Source organism: Streptomyces pseudoechinosporeus, assembly GCF_054783935.1.
Window position 1 is genome coordinate 26915 of sequence record NZ_BAAGPS010000066.1, and the last position, 20610, is coordinate 47524.

Here is a 20610-nt window from a genome sequence, read left to right on the forward strand (position 1 = left end):
GTCAGAACTTTGACTGTCACACCTCTATCGAATATCTCCTAAGCGCTTTAGCGTTCAGCCACCTTCACCTGACGCCCCCCCGTCGGTTTCTCAAGGGAGAGAATCATGGTCCGTCGTGTCGTCACCGGTGTCAGCCCGAGCGGCAAGCCCGTGATCATCAGTGACGGCGAGCCGCCGCGCACCCGTCAGTACACCCACACCCCCGGCTTCGCCCGGTCCGTGGTGTGGAACACGGCGGCGCCCGCCGTTCCGTCGGCCGACCCGACGGAGTCCCTGAAGTCGTTCGTGCCCGCCCCCGGCGAGACGATAGCCCTGACCGTCACCTTCCCGCCGGTCAGTGTCTACGCCGACCCGGCCTGGGACCCGGCGGCCGCCGCCGGCGAGCAGCTGGAGGCCACCCCGGGTCTGGCGGAGCTGTTCGAGCCCGACAACCCGGGCATGCACACCACGCCCACCGTGGACTACGGCGTCGTCCTGAGCGGCGAGATCGTCCTCGACCTCGACGGCGGCGAGGTCGCCACGCTGGGGCCCGGCGACCTCATCGTGCAGAACGCCACCCGGCACGCCTGGCGCAACCCCGGCACCGAGCCCGCCACGGTCTTCTTCGTCCTGATGGGCGCCGGCGGCACCGCATGAGCGCCCTGATGGCCGCTGCCCCGGGTGCGCCCGTCGTCGAGCTCGATCTCGCTGAGCTGCGCGACGACCCGTACCCGGCCTACGCGGAGCTGCGCCGCACCGCACCGCTGGCGTGGGTGCCGTCGGTCGGACGGCATCTGCTGACCCGGTACGAGGACATCGTCCACGCGGAGAAGCTGCCGGAGGTGTTCAGCTCGCGCGAGGAGGGCTCGCTGCTGCTGCGCACCGTCGGCCCCAATCTGCTCCGTGAGGACGACCCGGAGCACCGGCGGCTGCGGGCCGCGGCCGAGCCGCCGACCCGCCCCCGCCAGGTCCGCGACCTGTGGGCCGGGACCTTCGAACGCAACGCGCACGAGCTGCTCGACCGGATCGCCGGGCGCGGCGAGGGCGACCTGATCGGCGACTTCGCCGAGCCACTCGCGGCGGCCAACCTGGCCGTGGTCCTGGGGCTGCGCAACGCCGGCGCCGACGACATCTCCGACTGGTCGCGGGCGATGATGGCGGCGAACGGCAACTACGCCGACGACCCCGACATCTGGCTGCGTGCCGAGCAGGCCACCCGGGCCATCGAGGACGCGGTGGCCGAGATGGCCGATGCCGCCCGCCGCGAACCCGACGGCTCGGTGATCTCCTCCATGGTCCACGCGGCCGATCCCGTGGAGCTGACCGAGATCCAGAACAACATCAAGGTCATCATCGGCGGCGGCGTCAACGAACCGCGCGACGTCTTCGGGGTCGGCGCCCAGGCACTGCTCCAACGCCCGGACGTACGGGACCGGGTCATGGCCGATCCAGGCCTGTGGAAGCGGGTCTTCGAGGAGACCGCGCGCTGGATCTCGCCGATCGGCATGTATCCACGCCAGCTCACCCAGGACTACGAGATCGCGGGCGTCGCGCTCCCCGCCGGGAGCCGCGTGGCCCTCGTCATCGCCTCGGGGAACCGGGACGAGTCGGTCTTCGAACGAGCCGACGAGTTCGACATCGACCGGCCGCACCGGCCGCATCTCGCCTTCGGCGGCGGTCCGCACTTCTGCATGGGCGCGTGGGTCGCACGCCACGAGGTCAGCGCGCTCGCCTGGCCCCTGGTCTTCGGCCGCCTCAAGAGACTCCGTCTCGTCGAGGGCGCGACAGCATCCGACAGCGGCTCCGCCGCGGGCCGCCTGGAGGGCTGGGTGTTCCGGGGACTCACCTCGCTGAACGTCACCTGGCAAGCCTGAGCCCCGCCGGGCCCTGTGAGCCCTGCTGAGCCACTAGAGCCGTCCCCATCGGGAGGACTTCATGCCCATCGTCATCTTCGAGTTGCCCGACGGCACCCAACGCAAGGTCACCGCCGATTCCGGGACGGTGCTCATGCAGGCGGCCGTGTCGAACGGCGTCGACGGCATCGTCGCGGAGTGCGGAGGAAACGCCTCCTGCGCCACCTGCCACGTCTACGTCGACGACCGGCACAGCGAACTGGCCGGGCCGCCGAACGACGTCGAGGACGAGATGCTGGACTTCACCGCCGCCGAACGCCGGCCCACCAGCCGGCTCAGCTGCCAGGTCCAGGTCTCCGACGCGCTCGACGGGCTGGTCGTCCACATCCCCGAGGAGCAGGTATGAGCGGCACCAACGCGGGCGTGGTCGTCGTCGGGGGCGGACAGGCCGGGTTCAGCGTCGTCCAGGCCCTGCGCGGCGCCGGGTACGAGGGCCCGGTCACCGTCTTCGCCGACGAGCCCCGGCTGCCGTACCAGCGGCCCCCGCTGTCCAAGAAGGCCCACACCGAACCGGAGGGCCCGGGCGTCGACCTGGTGCCGGAGTCCTTCTACCGCGAGCGGGACATCGATCTGCGGCTCGGCGAGTACGTCGCCGCCCTCGACACGGCCGCCTGCGCGGTGACCACCGGCTCGGGCGAGCGCGTCCCGTACGAGCACCTCGTCCTGGCGACCGGCGCGCGCAACCGTCCGCTGCCCGTCCCCGGCGCCGAGCTGGCGGGCGTCCACGCGCTGCGCTCCCTCGACGACGCCCTCACGATCGGCCGAGCCCTGACGACGGCCCGTGACGTCGTGGTCGTGGGCGGCGGGTTCATAGGACTGGAACTGGCCCAGGTCGCCCAGGCAGGCGGAGCACGCGTGACGGTGGTCGAACTGGCCGACCGGCTGCTCAGCCGGGCCGTCTCACCTCAACTCGAGGAGCATCTGCGGGAGCGGCACGAGCGCGACGGCGTCCGGATCCGCACCGGAACGGCCGTCGAGCAGATCGCGGGCAAGGACGGGCAGGTCCACCGGGTCGTCACCGGCCAGGGTCCGCTCCCCGCCGACCTCGTGGTCTACGGCATCGGGGCCACGCCCAGGGACGAACTGGCCCGCGAGGCGGGTCTGGCGGTGGACGACGGGGTGATCGTGGACGAGCAGTTGCGCTCGGTTTCCGATCCCCGGGTCTTTGCCGTGGGCGACTGCGCCCGGCATCCGCATCCGCACGCGGACGGGCTCATCCGGCTGGAGTCCGTGCAGAACGCCATCGACCAGGGGGCGCTCGTCGGCCGCCGTATCGCCGGGGGCGCCGCCGGGCCGTACAAGAGTCTGCCGTGGTTCTGGAGCGACCAGGGTCCGGTGAAGCTCCAGATCGCGGGGTTGCGAGCGAGCACCGACGAGGTGCGGGTGGTGCCCGGTGACAGTGACACCCCGGAACGGCTGGCCGCGTACGCCTTCCGCGACGAGCGGCTGGTGGCCGTGGAGACACTGAACTGGCCCGCCGAGCACCTGGCGGCCCGTCGGCTGCTCCAGCAGGACCCGCCCGTCTCCCCCGCCGACCTCGCGGGGTCCACCCTCGGCGCCCTCGCCCGCGCCCGACGCACGAAGGAGGTGCGCGCATGACCGGAGACTCCACCGATGTGTGGTTCGGCGCCCACCTCGTGACGAGCGCGGCCGAGGCCGGCTCGCGCACCGCCCTGATCTTCGCGGACGGGTCCTGGACCTATGCCGAGCTGGATCTGGCCGTGCGGCGCACGGTCGCCCGGCTCGACAAGTTCGGGGTGCGCAGGGGCGACCGCGTGGTGATGCAGGGGACGGCCCGGCCCGAGGCCCTGATCACGCTGTTCGCCGTGACGCGGATGGGCGCGGTCCTCGTACCGGTCCACCCTCAGGTGACCGGCGGCGAGCTGGCGGTGTTCCGCGAGGAGACCGCGCCGCGTGCGGTGGTCGGTGACGAGCGGTTCCTGAGCGCGGGTCCGGGCGATGGCGGTGGTACGTGCTTCCGGCTGACGTGGGACGAGCTGCACCCCGGCGACGAGGCGCCGGCGCCGGCCGCCGATCCCGAGCCGCCCGCCGGGTCCGATGTCGCGATCATCGCGTTCACGTCCGGGACCTCCGGCCGCCCCAAAGGGGTCGCGCTCACGCACGACAACCTGCGCTGGAGCATGGTCAACGGCCTGTCCCTGCTGCCGGTCGGCGAGGACGACGTCGCCCTCGTCTCCACCCCGCTGGCGCACGTGGCCGTACTGGGCGGGCTTCCGCAGTACACCTGGGCACGGCGCGGAACGGTGGTGCTGGCGCCCAGGTTCGACCCGGACCTGTTCACCGACCTGGTCCGCGGCCACCGGGTGACCTGCGCGTTCGCGGTGCCCGCCATGGCCGCGCTGCTGACCCGGCACCCCCGCTTCACCTGCGGTGACCTGGACACGCTGCGGTGGATCCTGTCCGGCGGGGCACCGGCCCAGACGGCGACCCGGGCCCAGCTCCACGAGCGCGGCATCGGGGTCGCCGACTCCTACGGGCTGACGGAGACCTGTGCCGGGGTGACGTACTCGCCGCCCGACACGGCCGCCGCCGTCGCGGGGCGTGCCGTGCCCCATGTCGAGCTGCTGGTCGTGGACGGGGCGGGGGCGCCCGCCCCGGCGGGTGTCGCCGGTGAGATCTGGGTGCGCGGGCCGTCGGTCGCCTCGTACTACTGGACGGCGACCGGGCTGCGGCCCGCCACGGACGCCGAGGGCTGGTTCCACAGCGGCGACCGGGGACGGGTCGACGTTGAGGGCCGGCTGGAGGTCGTCGGCCGGGTCAAGGACACGATCATCACCGGCGGCGAGAACGTCGACCCCGCCGAGGTCGAGAACGCGCTGGTCGACCTTCCGGGCGTGGTCGAGGTCGCGGTGTCCGGGGCGCCGGACGAGGTGTGGGGCGAGGTCGTGACCGCGTTCCTCGTCTCCGACTCAGGCGAACCGACGCTCGACGACGTCCGCGCACACCTCGACGGACGGCTGGCCCGCCACAAGTGGCCCCGCCGCCTCTGCGTCGTCCCGGCACTGCCCCGAGGGGCGACCGGGAAACTCCAGCGGCAGCGGCTGACGACGCTGCTGGACGACTGAGATCACGCACGCCGTAGGGGCGGTCGACCGGACCGCCAGGCGACCGATCACGCCGTACGACGACGACGGCGGCGACGCCGTACAGACGGCACCGGTGGTGCGGTTCGACGGCCGACATCAACACCGCAGAACCGCATCTCCCAGAGCTCCACACCCCAGAGACCCCCACGCACATCCCGCCCCCCACATCCATATCCCCGAACCATGAGATGGGGGCCGGCTCCACCGGCGACATCTCCACACCACGAAGGAGTGGCCATGAGTGCGACCATGCAAGCCGCGCGGATGCACCAAGTCGGCGAGCCCATGCTGATCGAGGAACTCCCCGTTCCCGAGCCGGGTCCCGGCGACGTCCGGGTGGCCGTGCACGCCGTCAACATCGTCCCGAACCTCGCCAACATCCTGAGCATGTGGACCACGTGGTTCCCGCACAGCCCCCTGCCCACGCTCCCGGCGATCTTCGGGCTCGACCCGGCCGGTGTGGTCGAGGCGGTCGGCGAGGGAGTCCAGGGCTGGAAGGTCGGCGACCGGGTGTACGTCAACCCGGGCCGCAGCTGCGGGTCCTGTCGGTCCTGCCGCAACAACGACTCGATCAACTGCGCCAGTTACGCCTTCGCCGGGTACTTCGGTTTCTCCCCCACCGCGATCGACCTCCTCGACCGCTACCAGGGCGGCCTCGCCGAGTACATGGTCGCCCCGGCCTACTCCCTGGTGAAGCTCCCCGACAACCTGTCCTTCAACGCCGCCGCCCGCTTCGGCTACCTCGGCACCATGTACTCCGCCCTCCGCAAGGCCGGCGCCGGTCCGGGCAAGTCGATCCTGGTCAACGGCATCAGCGGCACCCTCGGCATCGGCGCCGCCCTGCTCGCGCCCGCCATGGGCCTGACCGAGGTGTACGGCACCGGCCGCGACCAGGGCCTGCTCGACCAGGTCGACAAACTGGGCGGCGGCCGACTGCGCCTGCACTCCCTCAACGACGGCCCGCTGGACGACTGGATCCACCAGGAGACCGACAACTACGGCGTCGACATCTACATCGACGCCCTCGGCCCGGGCGCCCCGCACGAGACGTTCCTGGCCGGCATGCGGGCCATGGCGCGCGGCGGCATCGCGGTGAACATCGGCGCCGTCGCCGGTGACCTGCCGATCGACATCCACCGCATGATGGACCAGCAGCTGCGGCTCATCGGATCGGCCTGGTTCACCTCCGGCGAGGGCCAGACCATGGCCGACATGGTGGAGGCGGGCTTGCTCGACCTGAGCCCGCTGGAGCACCAGGTCATCCCGCTGGATCAGGTCAACGAGGCCATCAGCGGCATCGCGGAGCGCAACGGCGGCTTCAGCAACTTCATCATCAGCCCAACGGCGACGTCCTGATCCCCATGGCCGGGGCCGTCGGCCAACTCCCCCTCAGGACCGGCGGCCCCACCCCCATCTCCCTTCACCTCTGCTCTCCTCTCGTCTCATCTCTCCTCGCTTCTCTTCGCTTTGGAGCCCCGATGCACGCGCAGAACTCCGGCCGACCGGCCGACCCCCTCGACCTTCTGGAGATCGACAGCCTGCTGACCCCGGACGAGCGCGCCGTGCGCGACGCCGTCCGCACCTTCTGCGACCGCCGTGTAGAACCGCACATCGCCGAGTGGTTCGAGCAGGGGGCGGTCGAGGACATCCGTGAGCTCACCAAGGAACTCGGCGAACTGGGCCTGCTGGGCATGCATCTCGAGGGCTACGGCTGCGCCGGGATGAGCGCTGTCGACTACGGACTCGCCTGTCTCGAACTGGAGGCGACCGACTCCGGTCTGCGTTCCCTCGTCTCGGTCCAGGGTTCGCTCGCCATGTACGCGATCTGGGCGTTCGGGTCCGAGGAGCACAAGGAGGAGTGGCTGCCCCGGCTCGCCGCCGGCACCGCCATCGGCTGCTTCGGCCTCACTGAGCCCGACTCCGGCTCCGACCCCGGCAGCATGCGCACCGCCGCCCGCCGCGACGGCGACGACTGGATACTCGACGGACGCAAGATGTGGATCACCAACGGGTCGGTCGCCGACGTCGCGGTGGTCTGGGCCCGCACCGACGACGGCGTCCGCGGTTTCGTCGTGCCCACCGACACCCCTGGCTTCTCGGCCCCCGCGATCAAGCACAAGATGTCGCTGCGGGCGTCGGTGACGAGCGAGCTGGTCCTGGACTCCGTACGGCTGCCCGGGAGTGCCGTGCTACCGGAGGTACGGGGGCTGAAGGGCCCGCTGTCCTGCCTCAACGAGGCCCGGTACGGCATCGCCTGGGGCGCCATGGGCGCCGCCCGCTCGTCGTTCCGAGCGGCACTCGCCTACGCGGGCGACCGAGTGCAGTTCGGCCGCCCGATCAGCGGCTTCCAGCTGACGCAGGCCAAGCTGACCGACATGGCCATCGAGCTGGCCAAGGGCACGCTGCTCGCCTTCCACCTCGGCCGCGCCAAGGACGACCGCGGGCTGCGCCCCGAGCAGGTCAGCTTCGGCAAGCTCAACAACACCCGCAGCGCGCTGGAGATCTGCCGTACGGCCCGCACCATCATGGGCGCGAACGGCATCTCGCTGGAGTACCCGGTCATCCGGCACGCCAACAACCTCGAGTCGATCCTCACCTACGAGGGCACCGCCGAGATGCACACGTTGATGATCGGCCAGGCGCTGACGGGGCAGGCGGCCTTCCGGTGAGCGGTGGGCCGGGCGCGGACGTGCGCCGGGTCGGCGTTGTCGGCTGCGGACTGATGGGCGCGGGCATCGCCGAGGTCTGCGCCCGGGCCGGCTTGGACGTCGTGGTGCACGAGGTGAACGAGGAGGCGGCCAAGGCCGGTCGGTCCCGGATCGCCGCCTCGCTCGACCGGGGCGTACGGCGCGGCAAGCTCACCGGTGAGGAGCGCGACGCCGCGCTGGACAGGGTGCGGGTCACCTCCGACCTCGTGGACCTGTCCGACCGGGACCTGGTGGTGGAGGCGGCGACCGAGGACGAGGCAGTGAAGCTCGACCTGTTCGCCGCCCTCGACCGCATCGTCGTACGCGAGGACGCGCTGCTCGCGTCGAACACCTCCTCGCTGCCCATCATGAAACTGGGCATGGCCACCACGCGCCCGCACCAGGTGATCGGGGTGCACTTCTTCAATCCGGTCCCGGTCCTCGGCCTCGTGGAGATCGTGCCGTCCCTGCTGACGAGCCCTCAAACCCAGGCCCGAGCAGAGGGGTTCGTAACCGGCACGCTCGGCAAGCAGGTGATCCGCTCCCAGGACCGGGCGGGCTTCGTGGTGAACGCCCTGCTGGTGCCGTACTTGCTCTCCGCGATCCGGATGCTGGAGTCCGGCTTCGCCTCCGCGGAGGACATCGACACGGGCATGGTCCTCGGCTGCGCCCACCCCCTGGGCCCGCTGAGCCTGGCCGACCTGATCGGCCTGGACACCCTCGCGGCGATCGCCGATGCCATGTACGCCGACTTCAAGGAGCCCTTGCACGCCGCACCTCCGCTGCTGTTGCGCATGGTGGAGGCCGGACTGCTCGGCCGGAAGTCGGGGCGCGGCTTCCACGACTACTCGGAATCCCAGAAAGGCAGTTGACCCATGGCGCAAGAAGTACGCGGCGTGATCGCAGCGGGCAAGGACGAACCGGTGCGGGTGGAGACGATCATGGTGCCCGATCCGGGCCCGGGCGAGGCCGTGGTACAGGTGCAGGCATGCGGGGTGTGTCACACCGATCTGCACTACAAACAGGGCGGCATCAGCGACGACTTCCCGTTCCTGCTGGGCCACGAGGCGGCGGGCGTGGTGGAGTCGGTCGGCGAGGGGGTCACCGACGTCGAGCCCGGGGACTTCGTCATCCTGAACTGGCGGGCAGTGTGCGGGAATTGCCGGGCCTGTCTGCGCGGCTGGCCCTGGTACTGCTTCAACACGCACAACGCCACGCAGAAGATGGCCCTGGCCTCGACCGGCCAGGAACTCTCCCCGGCACTCGGTATCGGCGCCTTCGCGGAGAAGACGCTGGTCGCGGCCGGGCAGTGCACCAAGGTCGACCCGTCGGTCGCCCCGCAGGTCGCCGGACTGCTGGGCTGCGGCGTGATGGCCGGGATCGGTGCCGCGATCAACACCGGGAACGTCGGCCGGGGCGACACGGTCGCGGTGATCGGCTGCGGCGGTGTCGGGGACGCGGCGATCGCCGGGGCGAACCTGGCCGGGGCGGCGAAGATCATCGCCGTCGACATCGACGACCGCAAGCTGGCCACAGCCCGCACCATGGGCGCCACCCACACCGTCAACTCCAAGCAGACCGACCCCGTCGAGGCGATCCGCGAGCTGACCGGCGGCTTCGGCGCGGACGTCGTCATCGAGGCAGTCGGCCGCCCGGAGACCTACCGGCAGGCCTTCTACGCCCGCGACCTCGCCGGCACCGTCGTCCTCGTCGGCGTACCCACCCCGGAGATGAAGCTCGAACTCCCCCTCCTGGACGTCTTCGGACGCGGCGGCGCCCTGAAGTCCTCCTGGTACGGCGACTGCCTGCCCTCCCGCGACTTCCCGATGCTCATCGACCTGCACCTGCAGGGCCGCCTGGACCTGGAGGCATTCGTCACCGAGACCATCCAACTCGACGAAGTGGAGAAAGCCTTCGAGCGGATGCACCACGGCGACGTCCTGCGCTCGGTGGTGATGCTGTGAGCGGGGCCGTACGCGTCGAGCGGGTCGTCACCGCCGGAACCTTCTCACTGGACGGCGGGACATGGGACGTCGAGAACAACGTCTGGATCGTAGGTGACGACCACGAGGCACTGGTCATCGACGCGGCCCACGACGCCGACGCCATCGCCGAGGCGGTCGGCGACCGTCGCCTTACGGCCATCGTGTGCACCCACGCCCACAACGACCACATCGACGCCGCGCCGGCACTGGCCGACCGCACCGGTGCGCCGATCTTCCTGCACCTGGACGACCGTCTGTTGTGGAAACACACGCATCCCGACCGGGATCCCGACGGCTACCTCTCGGACGGCCGCCGTCTCACCGTCGCCGGGACGGAACTGACGGTCCTGCACACCCCCGGGCACACTCAAGGCGCGGTGTGTCTCTACGCTGAGGAACTGGCCACGGTTTTCACCGGAGACACCTTGTTTCAGGGCGGGCCGGGGGCCACGGGACGTTCGTACTCGCACTTCCCGACGATCATCCGCTCAATCCGCGACCGTCTGCTGACGCTGCCGCCCGAAACCACGGTGTGTACCGGACATGGGGACGACACCACGATCGGCGCCGAGGCGCCGCATCTCGACGCGTGGATCGAGCGCGGTCACTGACAGTCGGGTTCGCGGATCGCGCCCACTGCCGCATAAGACGCCGCAGCGGGCGCACAGGTCTGACTACGGGTGACGCGAGGGGGGCCAGGCACACCGCCACGGCCAACGAGTTGCCACCCAGCCCCAAAGGCCGGAGTTCAACGCTGCGTAGTCAGCACCAAGTCAGCACGTCAAATCACCCCGAATCACGCATCCCTGACACCTTCTGTCCTGCCGCCGATCGAGCGCCTGGTCCGGGATTTGAGAGGCAGACGTGGAGGCCACGCTTACACTCCGGCCCCGAACTATGTTGTCCCACCACATGTGCGCCTGACCTGCGGACTCCTACGGTGTTCCAACACGAACCCGTCCCCACCGCACACGAGGAAGCGGCGCACATGGCCTCCGCAGCAACCGCTCCATCGACGCCGAACAACCTCAAGCGCGTCGTCACCGCAAGCCTCATCGGCACCACCATCGAGTAGTACGGCTTCTTCCGCATCTGCTCGCCGCGAGGCACCTGCTCGCCCTCGATGAAAATCGCAGACTCCATCTTGCGCAGCAGCGCAGCGACTCGACATATCGCGCCCGTCGGCTGCGCCCTGCATCGCGAAGTCCCGCTGGTACACCCACGAGGAGTAGGCCGCGCCCCCGGCCCAGTGCACAACTAGTGCACTGGGCCGGGAACTCCTGGGGAATCCCGGGAAGTTCAGCGCAGGCGGTGCCAGCAGAGCCGCCTCCGGTCCTGTCAGTAGCTCCCTCAGGCAAGATCCGGACCAGCCACGGGCCATGGTGTTACAGAAAGGCCCTCACTTACGCCATCTGCGCAGGTCAACGGGTGTGCGCCACCTGTACCACCAGCAGACGAAGAACCTGCTGGTGGTCTTGAGAGAAGCGACTACTCAATGCGGCGTGGTCCTTCGGAGACGAGAAACGGGCTCAACCGGCTGCTCGAGATCATTCACGGACTGCCCTCAGACCGCCGCCCTTGGCACCCGGCCAAGGGAAACGCGCTGACCACGGTAAGTGTGACGGGCGTGGTGGTCGCATGTGGTCGCACGAGACTGAAGGTGTCGGCCCTTCCTCCGCCTCCGGGAGGCGATCCTCATGCGTACCACCGCCGGCCGCGGCCGCGTCTACCGACGGTGCGGCTGCCGAGACACCCACCGCCGCCAGCTTGAGGCATGCTGCCCACGCTGCCCACCGACAGACACCACGGGGCGTGGACGTTCGCCGTCGGCATCCCCGCTCTACGCCACTACCGCACAACTCTCCGGAGAGGCGGCTTCACCAGCCACGACGCTGCAAAGGCCGCGCTGTAGACGTTCCTGGAGGGCGAGGCCGGTGGATTCAACGCCGACCCGAACCAGACCGTCACCGACTACCTGCGCACCCGGCTGGCGGCCAAGGCGCTGGTGCTCAAGCCGACGACCATGGCCCAGACACCGGCACATCACCGCGTTCGTCACCAGCCAGCTCGCCGCCGCACCACGCTCTACCGGTGCCTGGCCACCCTGTCCAGCGCACTGGGTATGCCGTCCGCCAGCACCGCCTCGCCCACACCCCCGCCAGCCCACGGCGCGCCCCGCGACGGGAGCGAGGCCCCTGTCCTGCAGGGGTCCCGGACCGCTTGGCTATTGAGGTGCAGCCGGTCGCGTCGAGAGCCCCCTGAAATGTCGAGAGCCCCCTGAAATAATGAGGTGAAGCACCATGCTGACCACGGCTCAGTGCGTCGTCGCGTGCCGAGTCCAAGGCGGTGAGGTCGGTCTGGAAGAGGCCCAGCGATGCCGCCGGTCGGATCGCAGTGGTACTGGCCGATGGACTGCGGAGTAGTTCCCCGTCGCATCGAAGCAGCTTCGGCACGCGTTCGTGGTCTTCACGCCGGAAGGCCTCGTGGCTACGCTGAGTAAGTAGTCGCGGGAGCACGGACATTTAGTCTGCGGGCGGGGGTGGGCAGTGGGGGCGGGATCTGTTCGGGGTGACACGTTCGATCTGAAGGACCTCTTCGGGCAGGCCAGGTACCACATCGAGTACTACCAGCGGGAGTACGCCTGGTCAGCCGAGGATGTACACACCCTGGTGGCGGATCTGTTTGAGGCCTTCGAACGGCTTGTGCAGGAGGGGCGTGTGCACCGGCGGGATGCGGAGGAGTTCTTTCTCGGCCCGTTCGTCTACGTCCAGCAGTCCGGCCAACTTCGATTTCTGGTGGACGGGCAGCAGCGGTTCACCACGCTGCATCTGCTGTTCCTGCACCTGTACCGAGCGGCCGTCGGCTGGGGACAGCGGCAGGTCGTTAGCAAACTCGACAGAGTCATCACCGACTTCGACCGTGGCGACCGCCCTCTGTTCCGCCTCGACATCGAGGAACGCCAGGGGCTGCTCGAGGCCCTCTACCGTGACCGGCCCTACGAAGTCCCGGTCGGTGCCTCGCTGTCGGTTCGCAACCTTCACGACCGCAGCAGGCAGATCGCCGACCTCCTCGATGAGTTGATGGAGGCCGATCGCTGCCCCCTGTTCGTCGACTGGCTGCTGTCCAAGGTGGTGATGGTCGGCATCCGTGCCCCCAGCCGCGACAGCGGCTTCCGTATCTTCGAGTCGATGAACGATCGCGGAGCGCGCCTGACCCCGGTCGACCTCATCAAGAGCTACCTCCTGTCCAACGTCCGAAGAGATGAGGAGAAACTCAACGAGCACTGGCGGCACATGCTTGCCGAACTCACCAGTGTCCGGAGCGACATGGACGCTCCCCGTACCTTCCTCAAAGCAGCGCTGCTGGCCCGCTACGCCCGTGTCGGGCCGGAGGACTCTGCCGACAGCCGCGACAGCGAGGACATCGACGCGGCCCTGCACATCTGGGTGCGCAAGAACCGCGAAGGGATCGGGTTGCGCCAGCCGGACGACTACTTCCGGTTCGTCGAGGACCTTATCCGACTGGCCAGCCACCACCGGACCTTCCTGGAGGCGACCAAGCGCCCCTACCCCGAACACGGCCTGTCGGCGATCTTCTACAACGAAGCCAACGGCCTGACCAACCAGATGGCCCTGATCCTCTCAGCCATCCAGCCCCACGACACCGATACTCCGGCCAAGGAAAAGGCGGCACTGATCGCGAACTTCCTCGACCGTCTCTACGTGGAACGCGCTCTCAACGACGAACCGGTCCAGGCCAAGGACTTCCAGGCCGACATCAACCGCCTCATTCCCGGGCTGCGCAACTGCACGACGGTGAAGGACGTTGCTGAGTTGCTCGGAGCCGAACTCCCGGACTCCTCCTTTGAATCGGTCGTCACCTTCGGCATGCGCGGCAACAATAAGGCTCAGGTGCGCTACCTGCTTGCCCGTCTGACCGCGTACGTGGAGACCGAGCTGAAGAGGCCGGATCTCAGCGCCGATTACCTGGGCCGGGAGCGCGCCTGGCAGATCGAGCACCTCTACGCTAACCACTCCGAACGCCACGTCCCCCACGAGGCCCCCGACGAGGCCACCTTCCGCGCTTGGCGAGCTCGCCTGGGCGTCCTAGTCCTCCTGCGCCAGTCCGACAACGCCAGCTACAACGACCAGCCCCTCGACGTGAAAAAACACCACTACGCCCGGGAAAACGCCCTCGCCGCGATCCTCGCTCCCCGTTACCGCGAGAACAACCCAACCCTGAAGTCCTTCGTCGCCCGCAACGTTATCCAACGGCACTTCCGAGAATTGGGCAATGAGACCATGGAACGGGTCATCGAGGTGCGGGGCGAGCTCTACCAACGCCTGTGCGCCCGTATCTGGGATCCGCAGCGCCTCGGTTTCCAAGCCCCGGCCCACCAACTCCCGGATGGTGGGGTCAGCGTGGAGCCCAATGGGCGCCAGCCCGCCCCCGCACCTCGTCGCCGTGCGCTACGCACTGATCTCGCGCGCATGATGCGCGCGGATGTGCTGGCGCCAGGCACACTGCTGGAGGGCGAGTACCGGGGCGTCCGCTACACCGCGACAGTTGACGCGGACGGGGTGCTCACCCTGCCCAGTGGCGATCCCTTCAGCAGTGCAGACGAGGCGGGAAAAGTGGTATGCGGTACCCGCCGCTGCACCGGCATGGCCTTCTGGCATGTCACCACGGTCGATGGCCGGCGCCTGTCCCTGCGTGAACTGCGCAACCAGGCCCAGCAGAACGGGCGCCTCCCAGGCGCTCGCAGTACGTAGCTGGCGGCCACCGTATGCGCAGCCCTGCCCGCTCGGCGGCTTCGGCTGCCAGCTGCCCTTCGCGCTCATACAGCTCCACCAGTCCCATCGCAGATAGGACGCTGGTGTTCTCCCGTGCGCGCAGACGCCTGATGGCAGCCGCGCTCTCGCCCTGGGCCGCCTCGGCCACGGCCCACTGTGTCTGATAGAGCGCTTCGAGGGACACCCTGTTCTGGGGCCTGGTCAAGGTAGGGCACCGGCCAGACGCCGAGGCTTGACAGGGCAAATGCTGCGGTGCCGCGCTGATCGTCGTCGGTGGCACCAGCAGCGGCCGCCTCCCAGGCAGCGATGCGGTCCTCGCGACTGCTGGCGGGGTCGGCTTCGGCCGCGTACGCGCCCAGTTGGAGCTTGGCGCTATCGTTGGTCAGCCTGACGGTGATCTTCTCCACAAGGTCGGGTCGGCTGGCTTTGTAGGCAAGGCGCACTGCTTCCAGCTGTAGCTCCTCGCAAGTGGTCTCCGGCTCGTGTGCGTCTCCTTCAGGCTCGGTCGTCGCGGTCTGAATCGCCGCGATGACGTCCGTGGCCATCAGCCGTGCCTCCAGCAGGACAAGGGCTGCCGAGCTGCTGGGGCCGCGCCAGCGCCGGTAGTCGACGCGCGCTCCCAGGGCCAGGCCCTGGGAGCGGCCGGTACCGAAGGACGCTTGCGGCGGTGTGCCTACTGCGCTGCGGCGCAGCAGGCATCGGGCCAGGTCGAGTAAGTTTTCTCCCCAAGGCGGCGTCCCGCCCAACTCGACAGCCAGGCTTCTGCCACCCGTGTCTGTTCCGCTCCGCCGCGATCACGGCGCGGCACCCCAAGGGGTCGTCACTGCTCAGCGATCGCGGAGGGTGTCATGTGATGGCGAGGTGATGGCACCCGCCCTCGTACGCCATGATCCGCCAGCTTCTACGCCGGAGGATGACGCCGTCACTGTGGAGTCAACGCACCACTCCTTTACCGGAGGTGAGCATCATGGCTCCTCGCACCCCTGAGCGCGGTCGTCTCTTCCGGCGCTGCGGCTGCCGCCGGCCCGACGGCCGGCAGTTCGGCGCGGCCTGTCCGAAGCTCAAGGGCCGTTCCCGGCACGGCTCGTGGGCCTTCGCCGTCGACCTGCCGTCCGCCGACGGCAGACGCAAGCCGCACTGCCGCAGCGGCTTTCCCACCCGCAAGGCCGCCCACGCCGCCCTGGAGCGCACCCTGACGTGCGAGCGCACCGGGCTGTACGGCGACGAGGGCCTCGCCCTCGCCGCCTCCCTGACCGACTGGCTCCGCACCAAGAAGGAGACGCTCAAGCCCACCACGTTCGTCCGTTACCGCGACTACGTCCGCGCCGATCTCATCCCCTCCTTCGGGCGCATCGCCATCGTTGACCTGCGTCCGCGCCACATCACCGCCTGGCAGGAGGCCGAGCTCGCCCGCGGCCGGGGGCGCACCACCGTCTACCGGATCGGCGCCACCCTCTCCAGCGCCCTCGGCTCCGCCGTGCGCACCCGGCTGATCGCGGACAACCCCTGCCGGTACGCGATGACGCCGCGGCCCGCGGGCCAGGAACGGATCTGCTGGAACCCCACCCAGGCGGCCGCGTTCCTGCGCCACAACCACACCCACTACGCAGACCAGCTGGCCGACTGTTCGAGCTGCTGCTGGGTACCGGCATGCGCCGCGGCGAGGCCCTGGGCCTGCACTGGACCGACGTCCACCTGCCGGAGAAGACCCTGCTGGTGCGATGGAATCTCACGGCCGTCAACAACCACCGGCTCTACCTCGGCCACCCCAAGACCCGGGCCAGCCGGAACTGGGTGAGCCTGTCCCCGCGCGTCGCCGCCGCGCTGGAGCGCCAGGCCGCCCTCGCCCGGGCCACTCTGCCCGCGGGCGCTCCCCTGGAGGGCCTGGTGTTCTGCCAGCAGGACGGCTCCCCGCTGCGCCCACAGGGCGTCCTGACCGAGCTGCGACGGCGCGCTGAGGAGATCGGCCTGCCCCGGATCGGCGTCCACGACCTGCGGCACACCGCCGCCACCATCATGATCAGCTCACGGGTTCCGCTGGCCGTGGTCTCCAAGACGCTGCGCCACTCGACGCTGTCCACCACGGTCAACCTGTACGGCCACCTGCTGTCCCACGCCGCGCGCGACGCCGTCACCGCCATCACCGCCATCACCGCCATCACCGCCATCACCGCCATCACCGCCATCGACAAGGCCCTGACACGCGCCGACCGCAAGCACCACAGCCAGACCGGCCCGGCATCAGAAACCCGCGCGGCCTGAGACCGGCCGCCGGGCGGCCGCGGGTTGCCATCACGCCGCCATCACGTGTCACACGAACGCATCCAGCGGGCCTGCCATATTCGGCAGGCCCGCTGGTGAACACCGTCGGGACGACAGGATTTGAACCTGCGACCCCTTGACCCCCAGCTGAGCGGCGTGCGACGGGTCGTTCTTCGAGGTCAGTGTCCAGCGTACTCGGCCGAGTAAAGGAGTCTGTGCACTCGGGCCTCCGCCGGGCAGCCTCGTCGCCTCACGCACCGCCTTCCGCGCGTCGAGGGAACCGCAACGAACTCTGCTTTCCATCGTCTCGCTTCGGCCAAGAGCCAGCAAGTCGGAACGCGTATGCGGTCCTTGCGCTCTGAGGCGACTCTGGCCCACGTGTCCTCGAGACCCATCTGGGCGGTGCGGATCGTTCAAAGGAACGTCTTCGTCGAGCGCCCTGGCCGCCCAGCGCCGAGTGCCCTCGACACCCCTCCGAGGTGAAGCGATCTCCAATTGGTGGACGCTCTACGCGTTGACGCCATCCCCGGGTTGGGACTGCTGGACGTAGTAGTCGGCTTCGAGTTCGGCGGACGGATATCACCGATCACGGTGGGCAGGTGCTGGTGGTTGAACCAGGCGACCCGTTCTGCAGTGGCCGGCGTGACCTCAGCGAGTTCCTTCCGTGCGCAGCGCGAAGCTGTTTCCCAAGGCGGTCACCGCAGCGAACCAGCTGATCGGACCTGTCGGCGCTCAGCACGATCGAGCACGCGAGCGCCAGGCCACCTTCGATCTCGAACAGGCCGACACCTGCACGCCGACAGAGACTCATTGAAGACGGTTGCGGGGGGCGCGTTGGGGTCCGGATCACCCTCAAGACCATCGAGTCCTGTCAACGACTGGACCGCCACAGGAGAGTGATCGAGCAGACCTTTCCTGGCCGTCCGGCTATCGTCGACTGAACCCTCGCTACGAGCACCGTCCCCGTAACTACCTGGCTCCTCAGACTGCCGCGGCCCTCTGCCGCTAAAAGCGGCCATCCGCCTCGCCACACAGGAAATGGTCCAAGGAGCCCCCGAGGATGGGCACGGCGAGTAACGCGAAGCGGTCAAAAACGGCTACCCCCCCACAACGTCCGGCCTGCTGAGGCCAGAAACCCGGTCGGAGCCATACGGATCGACCAGGACAATCACTGCGCTGAAGCAGCCCGCACCGATCGCAGTCGGCATCTGTCGCCGACTCTCCGGTCGGTGTCCGGACACCATCTGGCAAGCCGACTTGGCGATCAGTCCGTGTTCAGACCCCTCGCCGATCGGTGCCTCGTCCGCAGTCGCGTGACGACAGACGCCAGGCTCGGCGGCATGCGCTTCAACGGTTCGATCGAAGTCTGGTTACCGCCCCCGCCACTTCGAACAGTCCGGCCAACAGTCCCTCCGGTGGCAGCATCATGGCCGGGATCGGCCCCACGGCAGACACCTAACCGATGCGGCACGGCAGGCCGACCAACAGCACCCAATGGCCTGACCGGGTGTAGGTGGCAGCGATCACGACGATGGCAACCAGCAGCCAGCCCTCGATCGGCCGTACCTCCGGGTGACCCCGTTGAACAACCGACCAGACTGACGCGCGCCGTTGCGGACGCCGACACCTGACACGGCGCCGACAAGTACCAATTCCGGCGCTGCCCGGTGCAGCGAACGGCGCGAGCAGGCTGAGAACGCGCCAGCCTGCGAAAGCCCGGTCCGGACGATGCCGTGCTGTTATCCCACTCCTCCATGCGGTGCGTAGACACCCCAAAAGGCCCGAGTTCGCGGCCGTTTTGGACAACCCGCTGGCAACTCCTTCAGGGCCTGGTCACAGGCATGTCGCTGGCGGCTTACCCAACCGCACGTCCAGTTCTAAAGGGCCGGGACACAGCAGTGCGTCCTGACTACCCGACGCACGGCGGTAGCCACTTTGGAGGAGGTCCTCGCCGAACAGCCCGACGGCGCAGGCGCAGAGGCACAGGGCCGTGGACAGGGAGTCGTAATCCCCTGCCTCCTGGGCGGTCCACGCGTTCATGGCGCCGAGCACGAGGAGGATCGGGGCGGTGACGCGGGCGGATCGAAGTGCGGACCTCGGCAGGGTGAGCCTCCTAGGTAGGGACCATGGGCGACGGGGACAGATGTGGCCGGGAAGGCTCGACCCTCCGGAGCCCGGGAGACGTCGCCCGCCGGCGCAGAGACAGCTGTCGGCCGATGCGTCGAACCCACCACCGTCCTGGGCGACCTGCTGCCCGTCACAACAATTACTGGAAGCTGACCCGGCCCGGATTAGGCCCTCATGCACTGTTTTGTGGATGGAGAATCCTATAAACCTGGGAATTCACTGAGCATTCGGCGCGCACATTCGTATCTGAGGACGTGCTTCCCCCATGCCGGAAGTCCTGCCGGCTCCGGAGATGTCCTTGAGAGGCCTGATGAGACGCAACACGCGAAGAAGATCGAAGACTGCCCGCCGGGCAGTAGGCGCGGCGGCCGCACTGGCCATAGGGGCCGGTGGACTGGTGGCGGTCAACCTCTACGCCTCGGCCGGCGAAACCAGCGCGTCGAAGGGCTCTGCCCAGAACCAGGCGCTCGCCGCTGGAACCTCCACCATTGACTGCCCCGACGTCGGCCAGCAGTTGACATCAGTGCCCGCCAAGGCGAAGGCCCAGGTCGACAAGGAACTGGCACTCCTCGACAAGCAGATATCCGAGGCATACCAGCGCCTTTCCACCTCCCAGAAGGCGATTCAGCAGGACCCCAACTTCGCCCAGAACGCGATCGTGGGTCCGCTGAAGGACAAGCGGAAGGCGACGATCGACCGGATCGCCATCGCCATCGGCCGTGTGGCAGCCAAGCCGCAGGGCCTTGACGCTTTGGCGGCCTGCACGCTGCGCGCCGCCGGCAACCAGCCCGCCGCCGGTCAGGGTGGCAACAACACCAATGCCGGAGGGACCGGCAACGGCCCCGTCGCCGCCGACTTCGTGGACATCACCAAGGTGAAGTCCAATGTGCGCACGCCGGCCAAGTCGGCGAAGGCTTCAAAGGGCGTCTTCGTCAGCAAGTGCGGGGTGAACGCCAACAAGCTGTACAACAGCGACAACGTCATCGTCGCGCCCGGTGTCACCAACGGCGCACACCACCTGCACGATTACATCGGCAACCAGGACAACGACGCCTTCTCGAGCGACCAGGACTTTGCCAAGGCCGGGACCAGCTGCCAGAACAAGGGCGACAAGTCGTCCTACTACTGGCCGGTGCTGCGCCTGCAGGACGGCACCAAGGAGTTCGACGCCGACAAGCAGGGCGGCGGCGCCGAGGGCAACACGGGCCGGATTCTGACGGCCAAGAAGGCCACCTTGAACTTCGTGGGCAGCCCCCGCGGCAAGGTGGTGGCGATGCCCCAGTTCCTGCGCATCATCACCGGTGACGCCAAGGCGTTCGTCAACGGCACGGCCAACGCCAACGCCTCCTGGAGCTGCACCGGCTTCGAGAACAAGGTGCAGTTGAAGGACAAGTACCCCCTCTGCCCGTCAGGCAGCGACGTGGTGCGCACCTTCAAGTTCCAGAGCTGCTGGGACGGCACGAACATCGACAGCGCCAACCACCGTACGCACGTGGCCTTCGCTGACGCGGGCGGCAACTGCCCGACCGGCTTCAAGGCCATTCCCCAGTTGGTGCAGCGTCTGGTGTACGACGTGGACGCGCCCAGCGTCAAGGACAACGGCAAGACCCGTCCGTTCTTCTCGCTGGACAGCTTCCCCGAACAGCAGCACAAGCCGGTCACCGACCACGGTGACTTCATCAACGTCTTCGACGCAAAGCTGATGAACAAGGCGGTCCAGTGCATCAACACCGGACGTAAGTGCAGCTGAGTCCGAG

General features: G+C 68.8%; 15 protein-coding genes and 2 pseudogenes. All 17 read left to right on the top strand.

Going from position 1 to position 20610, the window contains the following annotated elements; all coding sequences use genetic code 11:
• Nucleotides 1-105: 105 nt before the first annotated feature.
• The 17 genes and pseudogenes from ACYVO6_RS40050 to ACYVO6_RS40130 all read left to right on the top strand — a co-directional run bounded on the left by ACYVO6_RS40050 (nucleotide 106) and on the right by ACYVO6_RS40130 (nucleotide 20603).
• The gene (locus ACYVO6_RS40050) at nucleotides 106-636 is read left to right on the top strand and encodes a cupin domain-containing protein (protein ID WP_461070242.1); all 531 of its coding nucleotides are present in this window, start codon (nucleotides 106-108) and stop codon (nucleotides 634-636) included.
• Between the two features lie 8 nt (nucleotides 637-644).
• On the top strand, nucleotides 645-1853 hold the full coding sequence (locus ACYVO6_RS40055) for a cytochrome P450 (protein ID WP_461070244.1): 1209 nt from the start codon (nucleotides 645-647) through the stop codon (nucleotides 1851-1853).
• Nucleotides 1854-1914: 61 nt separating this feature from the next.
• Nucleotides 1915-2238 (top strand): 2Fe-2S iron-sulfur cluster-binding protein, encoded by a 324-nt coding sequence (locus ACYVO6_RS40060; RefSeq protein WP_461070246.1) that lies wholly within the window; start codon nucleotides 1915-1917, stop codon nucleotides 2236-2238.
• A complete protein-coding gene (locus ACYVO6_RS40065) occupies nucleotides 2235-3491 on the top strand; it encodes an NAD(P)/FAD-dependent oxidoreductase (RefSeq protein ID WP_461070248.1) in 1257 nt (418 codons plus the stop codon). Before ACYVO6_RS40060 ends, ACYVO6_RS40065 begins: the two co-directional genes overlap by 4 nt.
• On the top strand, nucleotides 3488-4978 hold the full coding sequence (locus tag ACYVO6_RS40070) for a class I adenylate-forming enzyme family protein (RefSeq protein ID WP_461070250.1): 1491 nt from the start codon (nucleotides 3488-3490) through the stop codon (nucleotides 4976-4978). Before ACYVO6_RS40065 ends, ACYVO6_RS40070 begins: the two co-directional genes overlap by 4 nt.
• Nucleotides 4979-5236: 258 nt before the next feature.
• Complete coding sequence (locus tag ACYVO6_RS40075) at nucleotides 5237-6355, top strand: alcohol dehydrogenase catalytic domain-containing protein (RefSeq protein WP_461070252.1); 1119 nt, start codon at nucleotides 5237-5239, stop codon at nucleotides 6353-6355.
• Between the two features lie 122 nt (nucleotides 6356-6477).
• On the top strand, nucleotides 6478-7668 hold the full coding sequence (locus ACYVO6_RS40080; protein ID WP_461070254.1) for an acyl-CoA dehydrogenase family protein: 1191 nt from the start codon (nucleotides 6478-6480) through the stop codon (nucleotides 7666-7668).
• Nucleotides 7665-8558 carry a 3-hydroxybutyryl-CoA dehydrogenase gene (locus tag ACYVO6_RS40085; protein ID WP_461070256.1) on the top strand — a complete coding sequence of 298 codons (894 nt, stop codon included), beginning with the start codon at nucleotides 7665-7667 and terminating at the stop codon, nucleotides 8556-8558. The genes ACYVO6_RS40080 and ACYVO6_RS40085 overlap by 4 nt, the downstream gene beginning before the upstream one ends.
• A 3-nt stretch (nucleotides 8559-8561) precedes the next feature.
• The gene (locus ACYVO6_RS40090) at nucleotides 8562-9650 is read left to right on the top strand and encodes an S-(hydroxymethyl)mycothiol dehydrogenase (RefSeq protein ID WP_461070258.1); all 1089 of its coding nucleotides are present in this window, start codon (nucleotides 8562-8564) and stop codon (nucleotides 9648-9650) included.
• Nucleotides 9647-10282 (top strand): MBL fold metallo-hydrolase, encoded by a 636-nt coding sequence (locus tag ACYVO6_RS40095; RefSeq protein WP_461070260.1) that lies wholly within the window; start codon nucleotides 9647-9649, stop codon nucleotides 10280-10282. Before ACYVO6_RS40090 ends, ACYVO6_RS40095 begins: the two co-directional genes overlap by 4 nt.
• 329 nt (nucleotides 10283-10611) lie before the next feature.
• Complete coding sequence (locus tag ACYVO6_RS40100) at nucleotides 10612-10746, top strand: hypothetical protein (RefSeq protein ID WP_461070296.1); 135 nt, start codon at nucleotides 10612-10614, stop codon at nucleotides 10744-10746.
• 1471 nt (nucleotides 10747-12217) lie between these two features.
• Nucleotides 12218-14443 (top strand): GmrSD restriction endonuclease domain-containing protein, encoded by a 2226-nt coding sequence (locus ACYVO6_RS40105; RefSeq protein ID WP_461070262.1) that lies wholly within the window; start codon nucleotides 12218-12220, stop codon nucleotides 14441-14443.
• 988 nt (nucleotides 14444-15431) lie between these two features.
• Nucleotides 15432-15851: pseudogene (locus ACYVO6_RS40110) on the top strand (N-terminal phage integrase SAM-like domain-containing protein); the annotation flags it as partial.
• A gap of 263 nt (nucleotides 15852-16114) precedes the next feature.
• The gene (locus ACYVO6_RS40115) at nucleotides 16115-16726 is read left to right on the top strand and encodes a site-specific integrase (protein ID WP_461070263.1); all 612 of its coding nucleotides are present in this window, start codon (nucleotides 16115-16117) and stop codon (nucleotides 16724-16726) included.
• Between the two features lie 664 nt (nucleotides 16727-17390).
• Entirely contained in the window at nucleotides 17391-17540 is a 150-nt protein-coding gene (locus ACYVO6_RS40120; protein WP_461070265.1) for a hypothetical protein, read from the top strand.
• A gap of 10 nt (nucleotides 17541-17550) precedes the next feature.
• A pseudogene (locus ACYVO6_RS40125) lies at nucleotides 17551-17735 on the top strand (IS5/IS1182 family transposase); the annotation flags it as partial.
• A gap of 1428 nt (nucleotides 17736-19163) precedes the next feature.
• Entirely contained in the window at nucleotides 19164-20603 is a 1440-nt protein-coding gene (locus ACYVO6_RS40130) for a DUF1996 domain-containing protein (RefSeq protein ID WP_461070267.1), read from the top strand.
• The last annotated feature ends 7 nt before the right edge of the window (nucleotides 20604-20610 follow it).

Bases quoted from the DNA above. Each gene is read 5' to 3' on its own strand.
- ACYVO6_RS40070 (WP_461070250.1), top strand. From the start codon at position 3,488: ATGACCGGAGACTCCACCGATGTGTGGTTCGGCGCCCACCTCGTGACG.
- ACYVO6_RS40055 (WP_461070244.1), top strand. From the start codon at position 645: ATGGCCGCTGCCCCGGGTGCGCCCGTCGTCGAGCTCGATCTCGCTGAG.
- ACYVO6_RS40130 (WP_461070267.1), top strand. From the start codon at position 19,164: ATGAGACGCAACACGCGAAGAAGATCGAAGACTGCCCGCCGGGCAGTA.
- ACYVO6_RS40075 (WP_461070252.1), top strand. From the start codon at position 5,237: ATGAGTGCGACCATGCAAGCCGCGCGGATGCACCAAGTCGGCGAGCCC.
- ACYVO6_RS40090 (WP_461070258.1), top strand. From the start codon at position 8,562: ATGGCGCAAGAAGTACGCGGCGTGATCGCAGCGGGCAAGGACGAACCG.
- ACYVO6_RS40050 (WP_461070242.1), top strand. From the start codon at position 106: ATGGTCCGTCGTGTCGTCACCGGTGTCAGCCCGAGCGGCAAGCCCGTG.
- ACYVO6_RS40060 (WP_461070246.1), top strand. From the start codon at position 1,915: ATGCCCATCGTCATCTTCGAGTTGCCCGACGGCACCCAACGCAAGGTC.
- ACYVO6_RS40080 (WP_461070254.1), top strand. From the start codon at position 6,478: ATGCACGCGCAGAACTCCGGCCGACCGGCCGACCCCCTCGACCTTCTG.
- ACYVO6_RS40065 (WP_461070248.1), top strand. From the start codon at position 2,235: ATGAGCGGCACCAACGCGGGCGTGGTCGTCGTCGGGGGCGGACAGGCC.
- ACYVO6_RS40115 (WP_461070263.1), top strand. From the start codon at position 16,115: ATGCGCCGCGGCGAGGCCCTGGGCCTGCACTGGACCGACGTCCACCTG.